The following is a 14,284-nucleotide window of genomic DNA, read 5'->3' on the forward strand; positions in this document are numbered from 1 at the left end:
TCGCGGAGACTCTCATGCGAACCAAGACACTCGTCGGGCCCCTACTGCTGGCCCTGCTGCTCACGGCCTGCACCAATGAGGCCCCCACCTCTGCCAGTGCGGCGAACAAAACGGTCAGGATGGACATTCACGCGTGGGCCGGTTATGAGGCCCAGGCCGCTGTGCTGGCTTACCTGCTCGAACGGGAACTCGGTTACAAGGTCGTGAAGCGGGAGATCAAGGAGGACCAATCCTGGCGTGACTTCGAGAGCGGCGAGGTCGACGTCATCGTCGAGAGCTGGGGCCACAACGACCTCAAAGAGGAGTACATCGAGAAGAAGAAGGTCGCCCTTTCCGCCGGGCTCACCGGCAACAAAGGGGTGATCGGCTGGTACGTGCCTGAGTGGATGGTCAAGAAATATCCGGATATCACCAACTGGCGGAACCTGAACAAGTACGCGAGCCTTTTCAGGACCCCCAGATCCGGCGAGCGCGGACAGGTGCTGGACGGCGATCCCACCTTCGTCACCAACGACGAGGCGATCGTCAGGAACCTCAACCTGAATTACAAGGTCGTCTACTCCGGCAGCGAAGCCGCACTGATCAAGGCGGCCCAGGCGGCCACCAAGAACAAGACGCCGCTGCTGATGTATTTCTACGAGCCGCAGTGGCTGTTCACCAAGGTGAAGCTGGTGAAGATCAACCTTCCGCCCTACGCCATCGGCTGCGACGCCGACGCCGCCAAGGTCGCCTGCGACTACCCTCCCTACCTGCTCGACAAGATCGTCAGTAAGAAGTTCGCCGAGACCGGCGGCAAGGCCTACGAGTTGGTCCGTAACTTCAGCTGGAGCAACGACGACCAGAACGCCGTCGCCAGCGACATGATCAACCGCAGGCTCAACGCCGACCAGGCCGCCAAGCGCTGGGTCGAGGAGAACGAGATCGTGTGGAAGGACTGGATCCCCCGTTGATCTACGACTACGTCATCGTGGGAGGCGGCTCCGCGGGCTGCGCCCTGGCCAACCGGCTCAGCGCCGACCCGTCGGTGTCGGTCCTGGTGCTTGAGGCGGGCCGGCCCGACTACCTGTGGGACGTGTTCGTGCACATGCCCGCCGCGCTCATGTTCCCCATCGGCAACCGGTTCTACGACTGGAAGTACGAGTCGGAGCCCGAGCCGCACATGAACGACCGCCGCGTCTACCACGCCCGCGGCAAGGTCCTCGGCGGCTCCAGCAGCATCAACGGCATGATCTTCCAGCGCGGCAACCCGCTCGACTACGAGCGCTGGGCGGCCGATCCCGGCATGAAGAACTGGGACTACGCGCACTGCCTGCCGTACTTCAAGAAGATGGAGAACTGCCTGGCCGACCCCGGCACGGACTTCCGGGGCGGCGACGGCCCGCTCAAGCTGGAGCGCGGCCCGGCCAAGGGCCCGCTGTTCGACGCGTTCTTCGAGGCCGTCCAGCAGGCCGGCCACCCGCTCACCGACGACGTGAACGGCTACCGCCAGGAGGGCTTCGCCGCCTTCGACCGCAACCTGCACCGCGGCCGCCGGCTGAGCGCCGCCCGCGCCTATCTCCATCCGGTACGCCACCGCCGCAACCTCACCATCAGAACCCGTGCCTTCGTCGAGAAGATCGTCTTCGAGGGCACTCGAGCGGTCGGTGTGATCTGCGACGGCGAGCGCGTCGACGCCGGCGAGGTCATCGTCAGCGGCGGCGCCATCAACTCCCCCCAGCTCCTGCAGTTGTCCGGCGTCGGCCCCGCCGAGCTGCTGGAGCCGCTCGGCGTCGAGATGGTGCACGACCTGCCCGGCGTGGGCGCCAACCTTCAGGACCACCTGGAGGTGTACGTCCAGCACGCCTGCACGCAGCCGGTGTCGCAGCAGCCGTCGCTGGCCAGGTGGCGAAGGCCGTTCATCGGCGCGCAGTGGCTCTTCCTGCGTGGCGGGCCCGGCGCCACCAACCACTTCGAGGCGGGCGGCTTCATCCGCTCCAACGACGACGTCCCGTACCCGAACCTGATGTTCCACTTCCTGCCGATCGCCGTCCGCTACGACGGCAGCGCCCCCGCGGGCGGGCACGGCTACCAGGTGCACATCGGCCCGATGTACTCCGACGCCCGCGGCTCGGTGCGCATCACCTCGGCGGACCCCCGCGTCAAGCCCGCGCTCCGCTTCAACTACCTGTCCACCGAGCAGGACCGCCGCGAGTGGGTGGAGGCCATCAGGCTCACCCGCGAGATCCTCTCCCAGCCGGCCTGGGCCGCGCTCGACGGCGGGGAGATCTCCCCCGGCCCGTCGGTGGAGACCGACGAGGAGATCCTGGCCTGGGTGGCCAAGGACGGCGAGACCGCCCTGCACCCGTCGTGCACCTGCAAGATGGGCGTGGACGAGATGTCCGTCGTGGACCCGGACACGTTACGTGTGCACGGCCTGGAAGGCCTGCGCGTGGTGGACGCCTCGGCCATGCCGTACGTCACCAACGGCAACATCTACGCCCCGGTCATGATGCTGGCGGAGAAGTCGGCCGACCTCATTCTCGGCAACACCCCCCTGACCCCGGAGCCCGCCGAGTTCTACCGCCGGTGATCATCGATCCACGCGAAACCCCTACGCCACCGCAAGAACTGACGACCTTACACACGGTTGACTATCGTGACTAAACGGGAATACTGGTTCCCCTGTTGGTCGTCGTTCGACTGAGACTGAGGATGCACATGTTGCTCGGCCTCGCCCTGCCGCCGGCAGAGCCGCACCAGGCACCCAGCCGTGCCGACGTCGCGGAAGGGCGCGGTCCACTCCGACGCGGTCCATGCCGGACGCTGTGCGAGACCGTCACGCGCTGCTAGCAGGCTCTCCGGCGGTCGACATCTTTCCGCCGGCTTTCCTCGACCCCAGGACTTGTCATGCCGCCAGACTCCTCCAGCGTTCCCATAGTGATCATCGCCGTGGTCCTCGCCCTCGCTCTCGTGGGCGTCCTGCTCCTCCACATGCGCGTACGCCACCGTCTCGCCCAGGCCCGTGGGCAGCTCGTTCAGGCCCGTCAGGAATTCGAGCATCGGACCCGCGAGACCAGCGCCGGCAACCAGCGGCTGGCCCAGGCGGAGCGCCAGGCCCAGGAGAGCGCGGAACTGCTGCGCGAGGCCCGCGCCCAGCAGGACCTCGTACGCGCCGAGACCGAGCACCTGATCTCCAAGCGCATCCCCGCCCTGCTGTCCCACCTGCGCACCCCCCACGTGATCGTGCCGGGCGTGCAGAGCCCCGCACTCGCCGGCACAGACGTCGACAGGCAGCACCGTGCCATCCTCGACCTGGTCACCCGCGGACTCAGAGACGAAGGCGAGCGCATCGACGAAGCGGCCCAGGCGGTCATCAGAGGGGCGATGTCCCGCGTGCAGACCCAGGCGCTGCGCGCCCAGGACCTGCTCGCCGGTGTGCAACAGCGCTACGGCGGCGACGAGCACACGGCGCTGCTGCGCGAGGTGCTGGGACTCGACATGTTCAACGAGCTGATCATCCGTCGCGTGCAGGTGACCGGCATCGCGTGCGGCGCCACGCCCGGCCTCTCGCGTGACGACACCTACCTGGTGGACCTGATGGTGGGCGCCATCTCCCGGGTGGAGAACTTCGAGCAGCGCATCGAGGGCCCGGCCAACCACCTGCGCCGCCGGATCGGGGTCGCCGCCCGCGCCGCGGAGTCGATCCTGTTCATCACCGCCGAGCTGCTGGCCAACGCGGTCCACCACTCCTACGGCACGCTCAAGGTGACCATCGCCGTACACGAGACCAACAACGGCGCCGCCATCGTCATCGACGACGCCGGTGTCGGCCTCAACGAGGACCAGTACGCCCGCGCCACCCGCCTGCTGAGCGGCACCCAGCCGACCCGCCTGGTCGACCTGGGCAACCCGCCCCACACCGGCTGGGCCGCGATCGGCCGCCAGGTCGCCCACTACGGCGTGCAGGTCACGGTCAAGAAGAGCGCCTACGGCGGCGTACAGGCCGTGCTGACCATCCCCACCGCCCTGCTGGTCGAGATGCCGGAGGACAGCCGGCCGTCGGTCTTGGCGCCCGAGCCGGTCCGCGCCGCGGTCCCGGCCGGCCGGCCGGAGCCCGTGGCGGCCGCCGAGCCTGTCGCGGCTGCCCAGCCGGAGCCTGTCGCGGCTGCGCGCCCTGAGCCCGTCGCCGCCTCCGTACGAGCCGAGCCCGCGACGGCGCAGCGGCAACCGACGGAGGAGGAGCTGACACCGCTGCCGCAGCGTCGCCGCCAGCCGATACGGGCCGCGTCCGGCTCCAGGCCCGCCGGAGGCAGCTCTCAGGGCTCCGACGGCAGGTTGCTCACCACCCCGGAGGAAGCCCAGAAGCGGTGGGGAGACTTCCAGACCGGAGCCGAAGCGGGCCGCCGCGAAGCGCTCCCGACCGAGCAGCACGACATCACCGAAGGGAATTGACCGCTCCATGGACACTCCTAGCGCTTCAGGCCGTCCTCGGACCAAGGGTCGCGCGTTGTCCCTCGACGTGTCCTGGGTCCTTTCGCCCCTATTGGCACTGCCCGGAGTCGCGCGAGGCGTGGTACTGAGCCGTGACGGGCTGATCCTCGGCGGCTCGGCCGACGTGACGACCGAGAGCGGCGAACGCGCCGCCGCCATGACGAGCTCCGTGCTGGGAGCCGCCCGCGCCCTGTGCGACGGCCTCAGCGGCGGCTCCGACGGCGGGGTGGTGGACATCGTCATCTCCGCCGAGAGCGGCTACTACTACATCGCCCCGGCCGGCGACCGCGCCGCCATCGTCGTCGCCGCCACCGGGGCGGTCAACATCGGCGCCCTCGCCTACGAGGTACAACTGCAGGTGCAGAAACTCATCAAGGCTCTCGACGAGGCCAGCGCGGCCAGGGTGCCAGGCGTCCGGGCATGACCTCCGGACGGCAACGGCGGCGGGTCGTCCCGGACTACATGGCCGCCGCGAGGTTGACCGTGCCCGAGCACATCAGCGTCGAGCGCACGACCCTGGTCTTCGGCTCGCCCGACGCCGCCGCCCACGGGCTGGACCCTCCGGGGTCGCATCTGCTGGCCCTGCTGCGGGACGGGCCCCTGTCGGTGTACGAGTGCGCCGCGCACCTGGGCCTGCCGTACTGCGTGGTGCGGTTGCTGGTCGCCGGACTGGTCGGCGGCGGAACGCTGCTGACCCGCGATCCGCCGGCCACCGACCTGCCCGACATCGAGATCTTGGAGTTGGTACTCAATGGCCTCCGCGCTCTCTGACAGCCGCGTCAGCACCGAGCACATTCCGGTCAAGCTGGTCATCGCAGGGCCGTTCGGCGTGGGCAAGACGACCATCGTGAGTGCGCTCTCGGAGATCAAGCCCCTCAACACCGAAGAGGTGCTCACCGAGGCGGGCACGCTGGTCGACGACCTCACCGGCGTGAACGAGAAGACGACCACGACCACCGCGATCGACTTCGGCCGCCTCACCCTGCCAGGGGTCGTGCTCTACCTGTTCGGGGCGCCGGGGCAGACCCGCTTCCAGGTCCTGTGGGACGAGCTGGTGCGCGGCGCGCTGGGCGTCCTGGTGCTGGCCGACACCCGCCGCATCGACGAGAGCTTCGCCGTCCTCGACCTGGTGGAGAACGCCGGCATCCGCTACGCGGTGGCCGTCAACCACTTCCCCGACTCGCCGGACTACCCGCTGGAGTCCGTACGCGAGGCACTCGATCTGGACCCAGGCACGCCGCTGATGGTGTGCGACGCCCGTGACCCCGCCTCCGCCCGTGCCTCGCTGATCGCGCTGGTGGAGCACGTCAGAGAGCTGGTGTTGTCATGACCTTGCGCTACCTGCCCGACGCCGGGCGCCTGTACGGGCCGGAATACGCCAGAGATCCGCAGGCACTCTACGCGGAGCTGCGCGGGCGGCACGGCGCGGTCGCGCCCGTGGAAATCGCCCCGGGCATCGAGGCCCACCTGGTGCTCGGCTATCGGGCCGCCCTGGACGTGCTCACCAACGCCGGCGGCGTCTGGAGCAAGCATCCCAGCGCCTGGCAGGCGCGGCTCCCCGACACCCCGGAAGCCGCGGGGGCCATCGCCATGCTCGGCCGCCGGCCGAGCGCGCTGTACTCCGACGGGGCCGAGCACGCCCGCTTCCGGAAGGTGATCTCCGACTGCTTTCAGCAGATCCAGCCGCACAAGCTGCGCCAGATGGTGATCGAGGTCTCGGACTCGCTCATCAGCCAGTTCGCCGCGCAGGGCGAGGCCGACCTGGTCGCCGACTTCGCCCGGCTCATCCCGACCCGCATCTTCAACCTGCTCTTCGGGCGGCCCGACTCCGACAGCGCCGGCTTGACCCAGGCCCTGTCGGACATGATGGAGGCTGACGGCGAGACGGGCAAGCGGGGCAGCGACGCGTTCAGCCGCTACATCGGCGAGCTGATCCAGGCCAAGCACGCCCAGCGGGGCGACGACCTGGTCTCCTGGTTCATCGACCATCCCGCCGCGCTGCGGCCCGACGAGCTGGCGGAGACCCTCGTCCTGGTGACGGCCGCCAGTTACGACCCCATGGCCAACCTGATCTCCAATACGATCTCCCGGATGGTCAGCGACGACCGCTACTACAGCTCGCTCACCAACGGCGCGCTCAGCACGTACGACGCCCTCATGGAGGCCCTGCGCGCCGAGCCCGCCATGTCGAACTACGGCCCGTACTTCGTGCTCCAGCCCGTGCACTTCCACGGCACCTGGATCCAGCCGGCCGAGCTGGTCCTCGTCTCCTACGCCGCGGCCAACACCGAGCCCACCAACGTTCCCGAGGAGCTGCGCTCCGACGGCGGCGCGTACCTGGGCTTCGGCGCCGGGCCGCACCGCTGCCCGGCCAGCGACCCGGCCGTGCTCATCGCCATGACCGCGATCGAACGCCTGACCTCTCACCTGTGCGACCTCGAACTGACCGTGCCCCGCGAGGAGCTTCCGTGGCGGCCCGGCCCGTTCCACCGCGCCCTGGCGCGTCTGCCGGTGCGCTTCACCCCCATCCGCCCCGATCAGCCAGGAGAATCCCCTTGGGCAGTCCAGCCCCCGTCGTCCTCGATCCCTTCGGCTCCGACCTCCCCGGCGAGGCCCGCCGGTTACGTGACCTCGGCCCCCTGGTCCTCGTAGAACTCGCCGGAGGCGTCCCCGCCTGGGCGGTCACCCGGCACGACCTGCTCAAGCAGCTGATCCTCGATCCGCTGGTGAGCAAGGACAAGCGGCACTGGCGGCTGCTGCCACAGGCGCTCACCGAGCCCGGCTGGACGTGGCTCATGACCTGGATCGGCGTGTCCAGCATGCTCAGCGCCTACGGCGAGGAGCACCGGCGGCTGCGCAAGCTGATCGCCCCGAGCTTCACCGCGCGCCGGACCAAGGCCATGCAGCCGATCGTCGAGAGCATCGTGGCGGAGCTGCTCGACACCATGGCCGCGCAGCCGCCGGGTCAGGCCGTCGACCTCCGCACCGCCTACGCCCACCCCCTGCCGATGCGGGTGATCTGTGAGCTGTTCGGCGTCCCCGAGCACATGCGGGTGGAGATGGCCCAGGTGATGGAGGCCGTCATGGACACCACCGGCACCCCGGAGCAGGCGGCGGCCACGGCGGCCCAGATCGGCACCGTGCTGCCCGGCCTGGTCGCCTACAAGCGCGAGCACCCGGGCGACGACCTGACCACCGAGCTGATCAACGTCCGCGACAGCGGCGACTCGCTCAGCGACGACGAGCTGCGCGACACGCTGCTGCTCCTCATCGCGGCCGGGCACGAGACCACCGTCAACCTGATCGGCAACGCGGTGCACGCCCTGCTCACCCACCCCGAGCACCTCCGGCGTGTCCTGTCGGGGGAGATCTCCTGGGACGCGGTGATCGAGGAGACACTGCGCTGGACGCCGTCGATCGCCAACCTGCCGCTACGGTTCGCCATCGAGCCGATCGAGATAGGCGGGGTACGGATCGAGGCGGGCGACGCGATCATCACCAGCTACCTGGCGGCCGGGCACGACCCCGACCAGCACGGCCCGGATGCTGACCAGTTCGACCCGACCCAGGAACGCGACGAGCACCTGGCCTTCGGCATCGGCGTGCACCGCTGCATCGGAGCTCCGCTCGCCCGCCAGGAGGCGCTCGCCGCCCTGCCCGCGCTGTTCGCCCGGTTCCCGGACCTCCGGCTGGCCGTGGACGAGGGCGAGCTGCCGCACGTCCCGTCCTTCATCGCACACGGCTGGGGCAGCCTGCCGCTCATGCTGCACCGCTGACCCTCTACCGGCGTGCCCGGCCGGGAGCGATCCCCTGGCCGGGCACGCCGATCAGCCCGTACACCGGGAGCCGTCCACCACACCTGATCACTGATCCCACAGCGCATCGCGGTCGCCCAGCCCCTGGGCATTCGACATCGATCGCGGGGATCGGGGACACTTCGCGCGATGACCAGAATCGATGACACACCGTCGGCGTGGGACGAGCGCACCCAGCTCACCACGTTTCTCGACTACGCACGTGACACCGCCCGCGCCAAATGCGAGGGCGTCGCCGCGGAGAACGCCGGCAAAGCGCTCCTGCCGGGCTCACCGCTGATGACCATGAGCGGAGTGATCAACCACCTCCGCTGGGTCGAGTACTACTGGTTCCAAGTGGTCTTCCTCGGTGAGGAGGACCGGGGCCCCTGGACCGAGGAAGACCCCGACCGCGAGATGCGTATCGCCGTTGACTTCCCGCTCACTCAATTGCTCGACGAATACGCCGAACAGAGCACCCGCTACCGCGAACTGGTCGCCGGGAACGGCCTGGACAAGCAGGCCCAGCGAGCCGTCCGCAACGGCCTCCACGTCGACCTGCGCTGGATCCTCCTCCACCTCACCGAGGAGACAGCCCGCCACAACGGCCACCTGGACATCCTGCGCGAGATGCTCGACGGCACGACCGGCGGCTAGACAGTTCTTCGATGCGTTGATCGTCCACTCGACTGCGTTCCTTCGCCTGTAGATCGTCTTGTCGAAGCCTGCGGGTGTCCGCCACCGAGGCGGCCAACACGGATGCGTTCCATGACCGGAATGAGCCGTAGACAGTGGCCATGAACGGGCTTGCGAAGTGCGCGGCGGCCTCGTCCTGGGTCAGCGAGACCGTGGGCAGATCGAGGCCCCGGGCGATCGTCTCCGCGATGCTCTTCAGGGTGACGCCGCTTTCGGCTACGCCGTGCAGCACGCTGCCCGCGGGAGCCTTCTCCCATGCCAGGCGGAACAGGATCGCCGCGTCGAGCCGATGTGCTGCGGGCCACCGGTTGGCGCCGTCGCCGATGTAGGCGGACATGCCGGTCATTCGCGAGCCGGCGACCCCGGCCGTTGAGCGAGGTCCTAGCCGAAGTCGCGGTGGCGCAGGGCGAGCATGGCGCCGCCGAGCAGGCCCGCCGTGACGGTGAGCAGGGCCAGGGTCGGCCCCATGTTCAGGGGTGCTCCGGCGAAGGCGTTGGGGATGTAGTGGAAGGGCTCCAGGGGGCTGCCGCCCCAGAGCCCGTACAGGGGGGCGGCGACCTGGCCGAGGGCGACGGTCAGGGTCCAGACGGTCCAGGAGATCGCCGCGCTCGCCCTCGGCAGCAGTGCGTACGCGAGCACGCACACCGCCCCGACGCACCAGGCGGCCGGTACGGCGCCCAGCGCCCCCGCCAGGAAGCGGGGCAGGTCGGTGGTGAGGTCGCCGACGAGCACTGAGTACAGCGCGCCGAAGACGAGCCCGGCGAGAGCCAGCAGGGCCGTCGTGCCGAGTCCGGTCACGACCAGGTGCCCGGCCGCCCACCTGAGCCGGGTCACGGGGGTGGCCTGTACGGCCTCCGCGCGGCCTGAGGTCTCCTCCGCGCGCAGCCGCAGGGTCATGAGCACCGGGTAGAGGGCGATGGCGTACGCGAGGATCAGGATCAGGTACCAGGAGTAGGCGCCGAGCGTGGCGTCGGCGGGCACGCCGAGGCTTTGGGTGATGTTGTCGACCACGATGCTGGGCCGCGAGAGGAGTTCCCGGCCCAGCGGGCTCAGCGCGGCGGCCGCCGCCGCGAAGAACGCGACTCCGGCCGCCCACTTCACCAGCAGGCCGCGGTGCAGCCGCCAGGCCAGGCTGATCGGGCCGCGCAGGTTCGGGGCCGTCGCGCGCCCGAGGCGTTCGGGCAGTAGCCCGGCGCCCAGGTCGCGGCGGCCGAGCAGGCGGTAGGCGGCGGCGAGCAGGACGGCGGCCGTCAGGATCGGGACGCCGAGCATCCACCACCGCTCGTCCTGGTAGGCCCGCACCAGATGGCTCCAGCCGAGCGGGGACAGGTTCTTCAGCCAGTACTGCCCGCTCGCGTCACCGGCGTAGCGCATCACGTACGAGAGGGCGAGGACGGTCAGGCCGATCGTGGTGGCCGTACGGGCGTCGCGTGCCAGTTGGGCGGCGACGGCGGCGATGCCGGCGAAGACCCAGCCCGCGACCGTGACGGCGGCCCCGTAGGCGAGCGACCCGAGCGGTTCGAGCCCGATCCCGATCAGCACGACGGCCGTCGAAAGGCCGCAGACCAGGCTGGTCCCGGCCGCCACCAGCACGGCGGCGGTCAGCTGGGCGTGGCGGCTCACCACGGTTGAGCGGACCAGCTCGCTACGGCCGGTGTCCTCCTCCGCGCGGGTGTGCCGGACGACGGACATGACGGCCGCGAACGCGCTCGCCAGATAGAGGAAGCCGCCGCTGCGCCAAGTGGCGAGCACTTCCAGCCGCGGTTCGGCGAATCCGCCGCCGAGGCCCTGGAAGAAGGCGTTGCGGCGGATGAGGTCGACGTAGGCGAGTTTCAGCTCGTAGGTGCCCATGTTCCTGGTGACGTACGCGACCATCACCAGCGCCAGGCTCACGATCAGCAGGATCCACCAGGGGGCGATGGCCCGTTCGCGGCGCAGCGCCAGGCGGGCCAGGTGGCCGGTGCCGGTGAGCGCGGTCATCGAACCGCTCCCGCGTGCGGCGCGTCCGCGCCGCGGTCGTAGTGGCGCAGGAACAGCTCCTCAAGGGTGGCGGGCCGGCTGACGAGGCCGCGTACGCCGGCGTCCGTGAGATGCCTCAGCACCGCGTCCAGGGCGGCGGTGTCGACGTCGAACCGGACCCGGCCGCCCTCGGCTTTCAGGTCGTGCACGCCGGGCAGGGCGGCCAGCCCGTCCGCCGGCGCCGCCAGGTCGGCCTGGATGGAGGTGCGGGTGAGGTGGCGCAGGCCGGCCAGGGTGCCGCTCTCTACCGTGCGGCCGTCCTTGATGATGGTCACCCGGTCGCACAGGGCCTCGACCTCGGACAGGATGTGGCTGGACAGCAGCACGGTCCGGTCTCCGCGGCGCCGCTCCTGACGGACCGTCTCGCGGAACTCCTCCTCCATCAGGGGGTCCAGGCCGGAGGTGGGCTCGTCGAGGATGAGCAGTTCGGCGTCGGAGGCCAGCGCGGCGATCAGGGCGACCTTCTGCCGGTTGCCCTTGGAGTAGGCGCGGCTCTTCTTGCGGGGGTCCAGGTCGAAGCGCTCCAGCAGCTCGTCGCGACGCCGCTCGTCGAGCCCGCCGCGCAGCCGGCCGAGCAGGTCGATCACCTCGCCGCCGGACAACTGGGGCCACAGGGTGACGTCGCCGGGCACGTAGGCGAGCCTGCGGTGCAGCTCGGTCGCGTCGGCCCACGGGTCGCCGCCGAGCAGCCGGGCGGTGCCGGCGTCCGGCCGGAGCATGCCGAGCAGGGTCCGGATCGTGGTGCTCTTGCCGGCGCCGTTGGGCCCCAGGAAGGCGTGCACCTCACCGGTGCCCACGACGAGATCGAGCCCGTCCAGGGCGCGGGTGGCGCCGAACGCCTTGACCAGGCCGGTTACCGCTATCGCGTCACTCATCAGCGTGCTCCTCGGTCGAACGCCGGGTGCTCTCCAGGGCGTCGCGGTACGCGGCGGCCTGCTCCGGGCTGAGCCAGGGGTGGGAGTAGAGATCGAGCAGGGTCACGGCGAGCAGGTCGGCGCCCTCCTCGGTGGACACGTCGACGCCCAGCCCCCGGGACACGTGCTCGTGCAGGATCCCGACGGCCAGGGCCATCGCCGTGCTCACCGTCGCCCTGGCCTTGCGGTGGGCGAAGGGCGGATCGGAGCGGCGCTCGTCGAGCTCGGCGAGCCGCTGCTCGCTCATCTGAACCATCGCGTCGAACACCGGCTCCGCCCATCCCTCGGTCAGGGCCCGCGCCAGGTACCGCTGGTAGGGGCCGAGGGCCGCCAGGGAGGCCCCGACGTAGTTCACGCCGCCGACGGGTGCGTCGGCGGCGGTCGTGTCGGCGGCGACCTGCTCGTTGATCCTGGTGATCAGCTTGATCAGGTGGGCGTCGCAGGCCTGGCGGAGCCCCTGCTTGGACCCGAAGTGATGGCGCACCAGCCCTGGGGACACTCCTGCGGCTTCGGCGATCCGCCGGGTCGTCGCCGCCTCGAAGCCGTGCTCCCCGAAGAGCCGCAGGGCCGCGTCCCGGATCCGCGCGCGAGCGGTCAGGTCCTCGGGGTCGGGTCTCGACGTCGTCACGAGTCCATTGTCCAATCGTCCAGGAAGCTATCCGTGTGTAGAGGATACTATCCAAACGTATAGTCCGTGGACAACACAAGATGAGGTGCCGGTAAGAACGCTGTCATGAGCCCCAAACGGCGTTGATCTTGTTGTGACCTGCGTAGGTGATGCTGACCGGGCAAGGTTGTCAGCCCCCGCGACGCGTGCCCGGACACCGGCCTGGCGTCTCTCCTACGGGCAGGCCCGCGCCCTGCTCGACGAGCACACCGCCCTGCGCGGACCGGGCACGGGCTGGGACCTCCACGAGTACCGCCACTCCGCCCTGACCCATCTCGGCGAACAGAGCGCCTCGCTGTTGATGCTGATGGCGAAGTCCCGGCACAAGAAGCCGGAGAACGTCCGCCGCTACTTCAAGCCGTCCCCCGAGGCGATCGCCGAACTCACGAGCCTGCTCGCGCCCGGCGGCGGCAACCGCTGAGCCGCGTTTCCTGATCCTTCTCGGTGGCAACGGCGGAGGCGGAGAGGAGCGTCGCACCAGCGAGGCTGCCCCAGAGTGCGGCCGAACCGTGGGGTGCGAGAGCGGTGATGACCGCCGGGGAGACGGCGAGACCGAAGCCCGTGGAGAGCTGGAAGCGGGCGAGAGCGCGTCCCAGGACATGGGCCGGGGCGAGGGCGGTGACGAGCGCGGTGGCGCTACCGGCATAGATGATCTCGCCGATAGTGCAGACCACGGACACCATGGCGACGGCCGGGGCACCCCAGCCGTGTCCCAGTGAGGTGGCCGCGAGGAAGCCGAGGTAGGACGCGGTGAGCACCACGCCGGAGAGAGCCAGCACGGTCCGCCGGGACAAGCGGGACAGCAGGACGGTGACCGGAACCTGCAGGGTGACCACCAGCACCGTGTTGGCCACGAAGATGGCTGCCGACCACACCGGGGAGGCGTGCATCTGTGCCACCAGGACCAGAGGGAGCGCGATTTCGGGGACGTTGAGGCAGAAGACGTAGATCACGTTGGCGGCCAGCAGCGCGCGCATCCGGGGTGCGGGCTCGTCGTCCCTGTCCTTGGCCGCGGCAGCGGCCGGATGAGCGTGCACGTGGACCGACCACGCCAAGGCCGCCGCGGCGAGGTAGGCGAGCCCGGTGACGGCTGCCAGCGCCTGCAATGCGGTGGTGCCGCCCGCCAGGCATACGGTGGCGAGGAGTGCACCGGCGCCCAGGCCGGCGTTGCGCAGGGCGCGGCCTCCCGCGAGGGCGGCGTCGCGTTCGCGGCCGTGGGCGACCGTGGCCACGAGGGCGGCGTGGGCGGCCGGCCATGCTTGGTTGCCGATGCCGAGGAAGAGTGCCGCTGTCGCGAACAGCCAGACGTTCCCCGTCGGGGTGGCCAGCAGCAGGGCCACGCCCAGCACCCGCACCAGCATCGACGCTGCCACGACCGTGCTGCGTGCGCCCCGGTCCAGCCATCGGCCGACCGCGGGCATGCACACCAGACCCACGACGGCGCCGACCGTCATGGCGATGCCGGTGGCCGGCGCGGACAGCCTCAGCACCATCACCCCGTAGAGCAGCAGAAAGGGCCGCAGCAGGCCGGTGCCGAGCGCGTCCACGGCCAGGGCGACGGCATAGCGGGGGCCTCCGGAGGCACGGACGAGGGCGCGCGGCCGGATCTTGGTGGTGGTTGCCATGGCGTAAACGATGCGTTCGGCCGCCGGGCCGACTGTGTCGGTTGACGGACACCGTCAATCGACGCGGTCGTCGGCCATCCGACCAGCGATGATGAGGGG

Annotated in this window: 14 protein-coding genes; 10 read left to right on the forward strand and 4 right to left on the reverse strand. The window is 70.2% G+C overall.

What is annotated here, in order from left to right:
* Positions 1–14 precede the first annotated feature (14 nt).
* The 9 genes from ACTMTF_RS12450 (at position 15) to ACTMTF_RS12490 (ending at position 8,921) form a co-directional block, all read left to right on the forward strand.
* Entirely contained in the window at positions 15–950 is a 936-nt protein-coding gene (locus ACTMTF_RS12450; RefSeq protein WP_441110734.1) for an ABC transporter substrate-binding protein, read from the forward strand.
* A complete protein-coding gene (gene betA / locus ACTMTF_RS12455; protein WP_441110735.1) occupies positions 926–2,569 on the forward strand; it encodes a choline dehydrogenase in 1,644 nt (547 codons plus the stop codon). Before ACTMTF_RS12450 ends, betA begins: the two co-directional genes overlap by 25 nt.
* 317 nt (positions 2,570–2,886) lie before the next feature.
* On the forward strand, positions 2,887–4,431 hold the full coding sequence (locus ACTMTF_RS12460; RefSeq protein WP_441110736.1) for an ATP-binding protein: 1,545 nt from the start codon (positions 2,887–2,889) through the stop codon (positions 4,429–4,431).
* A gap of 7 nt (positions 4,432–4,438) precedes the next feature.
* The gene (locus ACTMTF_RS12465) at positions 4,439–4,894 is read left to right on the forward strand and encodes a roadblock/LC7 domain-containing protein (RefSeq protein ID WP_397010035.1); all 456 of its coding nucleotides are present in this window, start codon (positions 4,439–4,441) and stop codon (positions 4,892–4,894) included.
* Positions 4,891–5,241, forward strand: coding sequence for a DUF742 domain-containing protein (locus tag ACTMTF_RS12470; protein ID WP_397010037.1), 351 nt, complete (start codon positions 4,891–4,893; stop codon positions 5,239–5,241). The genes ACTMTF_RS12465 and ACTMTF_RS12470 overlap by 4 nt, the downstream gene beginning before the upstream one ends.
* A complete protein-coding gene (locus ACTMTF_RS12475; RefSeq protein ID WP_397010039.1) occupies positions 5,222–5,800 on the forward strand; it encodes a GTP-binding protein in 579 nt (192 codons plus the stop codon). Before ACTMTF_RS12470 ends, ACTMTF_RS12475 begins: the two co-directional genes overlap by 20 nt.
* On the forward strand, positions 5,797–7,122 hold the full coding sequence (locus ACTMTF_RS12480; RefSeq protein ID WP_441110737.1) for a cytochrome P450: 1,326 nt from the start codon (positions 5,797–5,799) through the stop codon (positions 7,120–7,122). The genes ACTMTF_RS12475 and ACTMTF_RS12480 overlap by 4 nt, the downstream gene beginning before the upstream one ends.
* Positions 7,026–8,246 carry a cytochrome P450 gene (locus ACTMTF_RS12485; protein ID WP_397010043.1) on the forward strand — a complete coding sequence of 407 codons (1,221 nt, stop codon included), beginning with the start codon at positions 7,026–7,028 and terminating at the stop codon, positions 8,244–8,246. Before ACTMTF_RS12480 ends, ACTMTF_RS12485 begins: the two co-directional genes overlap by 97 nt.
* Positions 8,247–8,414: 168 nt before the next feature.
* Entirely contained in the window at positions 8,415–8,921 is a 507-nt protein-coding gene (locus ACTMTF_RS12490) for a DinB family protein (RefSeq protein WP_441110738.1), read from the forward strand.
* Positions 8,922–9,341: 420 nt separating this feature from the next.
* Here ACTMTF_RS12490 and ACTMTF_RS12495 read toward each other — a convergent pair whose 3' ends face one another.
* The 3 genes from ACTMTF_RS12495 to ACTMTF_RS12505 are packed head-to-tail and all read right to left on the reverse strand — an operon-like array spanning position 9,342 to position 12,521.
* The gene (locus tag ACTMTF_RS12495) at positions 9,342–10,940 is read right to left on the reverse strand and encodes an ABC transporter permease (RefSeq protein ID WP_441110739.1); all 1,599 of its coding nucleotides are present in this window, start codon (positions 10,938–10,940) and stop codon (positions 9,342–9,344) included.
* Entirely contained in the window at positions 10,937–11,854 is a 918-nt protein-coding gene (locus tag ACTMTF_RS12500) for an ATP-binding cassette domain-containing protein (protein WP_441110740.1), read from the reverse strand. Before ACTMTF_RS12500 ends, ACTMTF_RS12495 begins: the two co-directional genes overlap by 4 nt.
* A complete protein-coding gene (locus tag ACTMTF_RS12505; protein ID WP_441110741.1) occupies positions 11,847–12,521 on the reverse strand; it encodes a TetR/AcrR family transcriptional regulator in 675 nt (224 codons plus the stop codon). The genes ACTMTF_RS12500 and ACTMTF_RS12505 overlap by 8 nt, the downstream gene beginning before the upstream one ends.
* Positions 12,522–12,687: 166 nt before the next feature.
* Here ACTMTF_RS12505 and ACTMTF_RS12510 point away from each other — a divergent pair, with 166 nt between their 5' ends.
* On the forward strand, positions 12,688–12,981 hold the full coding sequence (locus ACTMTF_RS12510; protein ID WP_441110742.1) for a hypothetical protein: 294 nt from the start codon (positions 12,688–12,690) through the stop codon (positions 12,979–12,981).
* Here ACTMTF_RS12510 and ACTMTF_RS12515 read toward each other — a convergent pair.
* Complete coding sequence (locus ACTMTF_RS12515; protein WP_441110743.1) at positions 12,944–14,185, reverse strand: MFS transporter; 1,242 nt, start codon at positions 14,183–14,185, stop codon at positions 12,944–12,946. The two genes, ACTMTF_RS12510 and ACTMTF_RS12515, sit on opposite strands and share 38 nt — an antisense overlap.
* Positions 14,186–14,284: the final 99 nt, after the last annotated feature.

It is taken from the genome of Nonomuraea sp. ZG12, from assembly GCF_052068115.1.
In the GTDB taxonomy this organism is placed as follows: Bacteria; Actinomycetota; Actinomycetes; order Streptosporangiales; family Streptosporangiaceae; genus Nonomuraea.